This is a genomic window from Ferrovibrio sp. (assembly GCF_029255545.1).
GTDB lineage: Bacteria > Pseudomonadota > Alphaproteobacteria > Ferrovibrionales > Ferrovibrionaceae > Ferrovibrio.
This window is the reverse complement of sequence record NZ_JANLJJ010000021.1, coordinates 1-5,833: the sequence shown is the minus strand read 5'-3', so window position 1 is coordinate 5,833 and position 5,833 is coordinate 1. Positions and strand designations below refer to the sequence as shown.

The 5,833-nt window shown below is 64.6% G+C and carries 4 protein-coding genes and 1 pseudogene; all 5 read left to right on the top strand.

Annotated elements, in window-relative coordinates; all coding sequences use genetic code 11:
- A pseudogene (locus Q1J79_RS03450) lies at window positions 1–737 on the top strand (heme utilization protein); the annotation flags it as partial.
- Window positions 738–884: 147 nt separating this feature from the next.
- Window positions 885–2,945, top strand: coding sequence for an O-linked N-acetylglucosamine transferase (locus Q1J79_RS03445; protein ID WP_300296537.1), 2,061 nt, complete (start codon window positions 885–887; stop codon window positions 2,943–2,945).
- A gap of 84 nt (window positions 2,946–3,029) precedes the next feature.
- Window positions 3,030–3,209 carry a hypothetical protein gene (locus Q1J79_RS03440; protein ID WP_300296534.1) on the top strand — a complete coding sequence of 60 codons (180 nt, stop codon included), beginning with the start codon at window positions 3,030–3,032 and terminating at the stop codon, window positions 3,207–3,209.
- Window positions 3,210–3,254: 45 nt separating this feature from the next.
- Window positions 3,255–4,103: an FkbM family methyltransferase gene (locus Q1J79_RS03435; RefSeq protein WP_300296531.1), complete on the top strand. Its 849-nt coding sequence runs from the start codon at window positions 3,255–3,257 to the stop codon at window positions 4,101–4,103.
- Between the two features lie 168 nt (window positions 4,104–4,271).
- Window positions 4,272–5,833 (top strand): CZB domain-containing protein (locus Q1J79_RS03430; protein WP_300296528.1); only part of this gene is annotated, 1,562 nt, incomplete at its 3' end.

Genomic DNA, 5,833 nt, shown 5'->3' with positions numbered 1-5,833 from the left:
AGTCGACCCAGATCGCGTCGCTGAGCACGACGCAGCTGAGTGGCCTGACCACCACTGATATCGGTGACCTGACCACGACCCAGCTCAAGGGGCTAACCACGGCGCAGATCGGTTCGCTGAGCACGACCAATGTGTCGGCCCTGGATACCACCCAGGTGCAGGCGCTGAGCGCGGCGCAGGTCAAGGGGCTGACCACGACCCAGGTTGATGCGCTGACCACCACCGATATCGGCGAGCTGGGCACGACGCAGGTCGCGGCGCTGGCAACCACCCAGGTGCAGGCGCTGACGACCACCAACCTGTCGGCGCTCGACACCACGCAGTTCCAGGCGCTGACGTCGGCCCAGGTCGCGGCGTTGACCACTGACCAGATCAACAGCCTGACCACGACCGATATCGGCGATCTGAGCACGACCCAGGTGAAGGGCCTGACCACCACGCAGATCGGCACCCTGAGCACGACCAACCTGTCGGCTCTGGACACCACCCAGGTGCAGGCGCTGAGCACCGCGCAGATCAAGGGCCTGACCTCGACCCAGGTCGATGCGCTGACCACCACCGATGTCGGTGAGTTTGCCGCGACCCAGATTGCCGCCATCACCTCGACGGCAATCCAGTCGCTCAGCACCACCAATATCACGGCGCTGACCACCACCCAGGCCAACGCCTTCACCCAGGCGCAGGTGGCAGTCCTGTCGCAGGCGCAGGTCGAAGCCTGGGTCGACGCCCTGGCCTAAGGCTCAGCGGGGAGGCAGGATATCGGCAACGATGGTCTTGCCTCCCCGCACAGCTTCCCGTAGTGATGCTGTAGGGGAGTGCTGCCCGGCTTCTTCCGGCGCCCGCTATGCGGCGCCCGCGGCCGGCAGCTGGCGCATGGGGACAAGATGAGCGGTGGTTATTTCGAAAGCGTGATTTCGCGGCTGGCGGAATCGTCCTTTACGGTCGCCGAACTGATCGGCGCGGCAGCCCACCTGCAGGCCAGCGGCGAAGCGGACCAGGCCGTGCTGCTCTATCGCATGTGGATCCGCTGCAATCCCACCGAACCGCTGCGCTACGTCGCCTATTTCAATCTCGGCTCGATCCTGAGCGGGCGCGGCGATCTGGAAGGGGCCAAGGTCGCCTACGAGCAGGCGATCCGCGCCAATATCGATTTTTATCCCGCCTATATCAATCTCGGCGGCACCCTGGAGCGACTTGGCTCGGCCAGCGAGGCGATCCGGCATTGGACCACGATCGTCCAGCGCCTGGGCACCATCACCGCGCCATCGGTGGAGCACAAGATCACCGCCTACAAGCAGATCGCCCGCGTACTGGAAGCAAACCTCAAGCATGACGCGGCCGAAGCCACCCTGCGCCAGGGCCTGACGCTTGATCCAGACCAGGCCGACATGGCGCAGCATTTCCTGGCCGCCCGCATGGTGCAGTGCGTCTGGCCGGTCGTGGAGCCCTGGGAAGGCGTCAGCCGCACCGCGCTGATGAAGGGGTTCAGCCCGCTGTCGCTGGCCGCCTATACCGACGATCCGCTGTTCCAGCTAGCCTGCGCCGCGCAGTATAACCGCACCATCGCCGACCCGGCGCCGAACAGCGACTATGTCTGGCCGCAGGTCAAGCGCAAACCGTCCAAGCGGCTGCGCATCGGCTACCTGTCCTCCGACCTGCGCGAGCATGCGATCGGCTTCCTGATGGCCGAGCTGTTCGAGCTGCATGACCGCGGCGAGGTCGAGGTTTTCGCCTATTACTGCGGCATCCCCGCCGGCGATGGCATGAAGACGCGGATCAGCAACGCCGTTGAGCACTGGGTCGACATCACCGCGATGGACGACGTGACTGCGGCCCATCGCATCGCCGCTGACAACATTGATATCCTGGTCGACGTGAACGGCTATACCCGCGATGCCCGCACCAAGATCCTGACCCATCGCCCGGCGCCTGTGATCGTGAACTGGCTCGGTTTCCCCGGCAGCATGGCCAGCCCGTATCATCATTACATCATCGCCGACGAATGGATCATCCCGAAGGATTTCGAGATTTACTATTCGGAAAAGGTGATGCGCCTGCCGTGTTACCAGCCCAACGACCGCAAGCGCGTCATCGCGCCGGTGCGTCCGACGCGCCAGGAAGCCGGCCTGCCAGATGATGCGGTGGTGTTCTGCTGTTTCAACGGCAGCCAGAAGATCACCCGCTTCACCTTCGATCGCTGGGCGCGGATTCTAGAAGGCGTGCCCAACAGCGTGCTGTGGCTGCTCGGCGCCGCCGACACCGTGCAGCAGCGTCTGGCCGTCCAGCTTGCCCAGCGCGGCATCGCGCCGAACCGGCTGGTCTTCGCCGGCAAGCTGGCCAACCCGTATCACCTGGCCCGCTATCCGCTGGCCGACCTGTTCCTCGACACGTTCCCCTACGGCGCCCATACCACCGCGTCTGATGCGCTGTGGCTCGGCGTGCCGGTACTGACCTTCTCCGGCCGCGGCTTCGCCTCGCGCGTCTGCGGCAGCCTGGTGCGTTCGGCGGGCCTGCCCGAGCTGGTCTGCGACAGCCCGGAGGATTACGTCAGGCGGGCGATCGAGCTGGGCAACGATCCGGCCGCGCTGAAGCGCTACCGCGAGAAGCTGACCGCCAATCATAACAGCTGCGTGCTGTTTGACATGGCAGGCCATGTGCGCAGCCTGGAAGGCCTGTATCGCCAGATGTGGCAGGATTTCCAGAAGGGCAACCTGCCGCGGCCCGATTTCGCCAATCTCGAGGTCTATCGCGAGATCGCCATCGAGGAAGACCACGAGGCGAAGGAGATGCTGGGCATCGGCGATTATAACGGCTTCTATCAGGAGAAGCTGGCGGCCCGGCACAAGTTCCGCCCGGTCCCGGAAGACGGGCGCCTGTGGACGGCCAGATCAATCAAGACGGCGGAGAAGAAATTCGCCCGCCATGCCGCGCCGGAACCGGCCTGACATGGCTTGCGGCCGGTATCCGGGGCGCGGGTAAAGGGAGGCGAGGGCATGGAGCGCGAACGCGGAGGCAGTGGCCTGGATACCATGAAAACCGCCGCCCGGCTGTACCAGACCCATGGTCGCCAAGGGCTGCGCGTCGCCGCCAACCGGGCCAGCAAGCTGGCCCAGGAAGGCGACAGGGGCGGTGCCATGGAATGGCTGCTGATCTCCGAGGCCGTGCAGCAGATCATTCAGGAAAAAGAAACGCCTGATGCCGGAACATAAGCCGGGGCAAAACCCGGTAGCGCATTCGGGCAGACAGGATCACCAATGAATCTCGCCGCTTCCTTCCACACCATCACCGCGTCGCCGGTCCGGGTCAAGGTGGTCGATGTCGGCGCCAATCCGATCGACGGCGATCCGCCCTATGCCACGCTGCTGCGCGGTGGCCATGCTGATATCGTCGGCTTCGAGCCGAATCTGGAGGCTCTGGCCAAGCTGAACAGCCAGAAGGGTCCAACCGAAACCTATCTGCCCTATGCGGTGGGCGATGGCGGCCGCCACACCCTGAATTTCTGCCAGGCGCCGGGCATGACCTCGCTGCTCAAGCCCAATCCGGAGGTGATCAACCTGTTCCATGGCTTCCCCGCCTGGGGCACCGTGGTCGGCACCGAAGAGATCGACACCCGCCGGCTGGACGACATCCCGGAAACCGAGGGCATGGACCTGCTGAAGATCGACGTGCAGGGCGCCGAGCTGATGGTGTTCCAGAACGCCACCCAGCGCCTGGCCGAGGCGGTGGTGATCCAGACCGAGGTGGAATTCCTGCAGATGTATGTCGACCAGCCGTTATTCGGTGATGTCGACTGTTTCCTGCGCAGCCAGGGTTTTGTGTTTCACCGCTTTTTCCCGACCGTCAGCCGCACCATCCAGCCGATGCTGGTGGGCGACAACATCTATGCCGGCATGAGCCAGATTTTCTGGGCCGACGCCATCTTCGTGCGCGACTTCACCAGGCCGGCGCTGATGAGCGAGCGCCAGCTGCTGGCCATGGCCGCCATCGTGCATGACTGTTACCAGTCCTTCGATCTGGTGCTGCATCTGCTGCTGGAATACGACCGTCGCACCGGTAACCGGATGGGCCCGAATTATCTGGCCCGGCTGCAGCAGGGGCCGTGAGAACCGCTGCGGCCGCATTGATATCGCATCGCTACTTTTCCTGACGCGGATAATTCGGGGCCGCATTCCGGCATTACCGAAAAATAATCACGATCACTGATTGTAAATCGGACGAAGACTTTATACTGACGTTTTCTAAGCCATTGCAAAAAAACGGAACGTCCCGTCATGTCTGAGGCTACTCCAGTCCTTACTGCCATCGACAAGGCGGTCTCCGCCCATGCGCAATGGAAAAACCGCCTGCGCACGGCGGTCGAAACCCGTCAGAGCGACATCACGCCCGATCATGCCTGCAAGGACAATCTGTGCCAGTTCGGTAAATGGCTCTATGGCGATGCGCTCGGTATCTCGCGCGCGGAGAAGGGCGCCGATTACGAGGCAATCCGGCGCATGCATGCCGAGTTCCATGTCCAGGCCGCCGAGACCCTGAAGAAGGCGCTGGCCGGCGATCGCGCCGGCTTCCAGGTCGATACCGCGCCGACCGGAAAATTCCATATCATCTCCACCGAGCTGACCCAGGCGCTGCTGCTCTGGCATCGCCGGTTGCAGCGCCAGGCCGCCGCCGGCCGCGAGGCCGCTGGTGGCCTGCTTGGCGCATTGTCGCCACGCGCGCTGATCTTCGCCAATGCCGCCATCTCGTTCGGCGTGTTGCTGCTGGCCGGGGCTCTGCTGCTGTTCGCGCCCGGCCTGGCCGAAGGCGGCGCGCGTTACGGCCTGGTCGGACTGGTGGCGGCTGGCCTGGTGCTCAGCCTGCTGCTCTGCCTCACGCTCAGCCGCCTGGTCGGCGGCAACATGCGGGCGATGGCGGCCGCGCTGGAAAAGCTTGGCCGAGGCGATTATGCCGCCCAGGTGCCCGGCGGCACACGGCTGGATGATTTCGGCGACATGGCGCGCGGCGTCATCACCATGCAGGAAGCCGCCATCGACGCGGCCCGCGTGCTCAGCGCGGTGAATGGCACGCGCAGCGGCATCGTGGTCTGCGACAGGGCCGGGCAGATCGTGTTCGCCAACAATGCCATGCTCGACATGCTGGGCCTGGTCGAGGCCGAGATCCAGAAGCGCCATGCCGGCTTCCGCGCCGATTCTATTCTCGGCCAGCCCCTCGCGGTACTGCATGACGGCCTGCAGGGCCGCGATGCGAAGGCTGCGATTGCCGAATTTGCCAAACCAGTGCGCCATGCCATCGGCGGTGCCATATTCGAGATCGAGGCGGCGCCGGCACGCAGCCGGCGCGGCGAGGAGATCGGTGCCGTGCTGCAATGGGCCGATGTCAGCCAGCTGGTCGCAGTGGAGCATGAGATCAGTGATCTGGTGCGGCAGGCCAATGCCGGGGATTTCTCGCAGCGCCTGGCGCTGGAGAACAAGAGCGGCTTCATGCGCGACATCGCGCGCGGCATCAACGACCTGGTTGGCACTTTTGCTTCCGCCGTCGACGAGATCGACCGCGTCGCTTCGGGCCTCGCCGAGGGCGACCTGACCCAGCGCATGGCCGGCAATTACGGCGGCAAGCTGCGTCATCTGCAGGATGGCCTGAACGGCATGACCGCCAAGCTGGCAGATTTCGCCGCCAGGCTGCGCGAGAGCGTTGAGGTTGTGCGTGTCGCCGCCAACGACATCTCCGATGGCAGCGAAGACCTTGCCGGCCGCACCGAAAGCCAAGCCGCCCAGCTTGAGCAGTCGGTCGCCGCCATGCACGAGGTGACCCAGACGGTGAAGCAGAGCTCCGATCA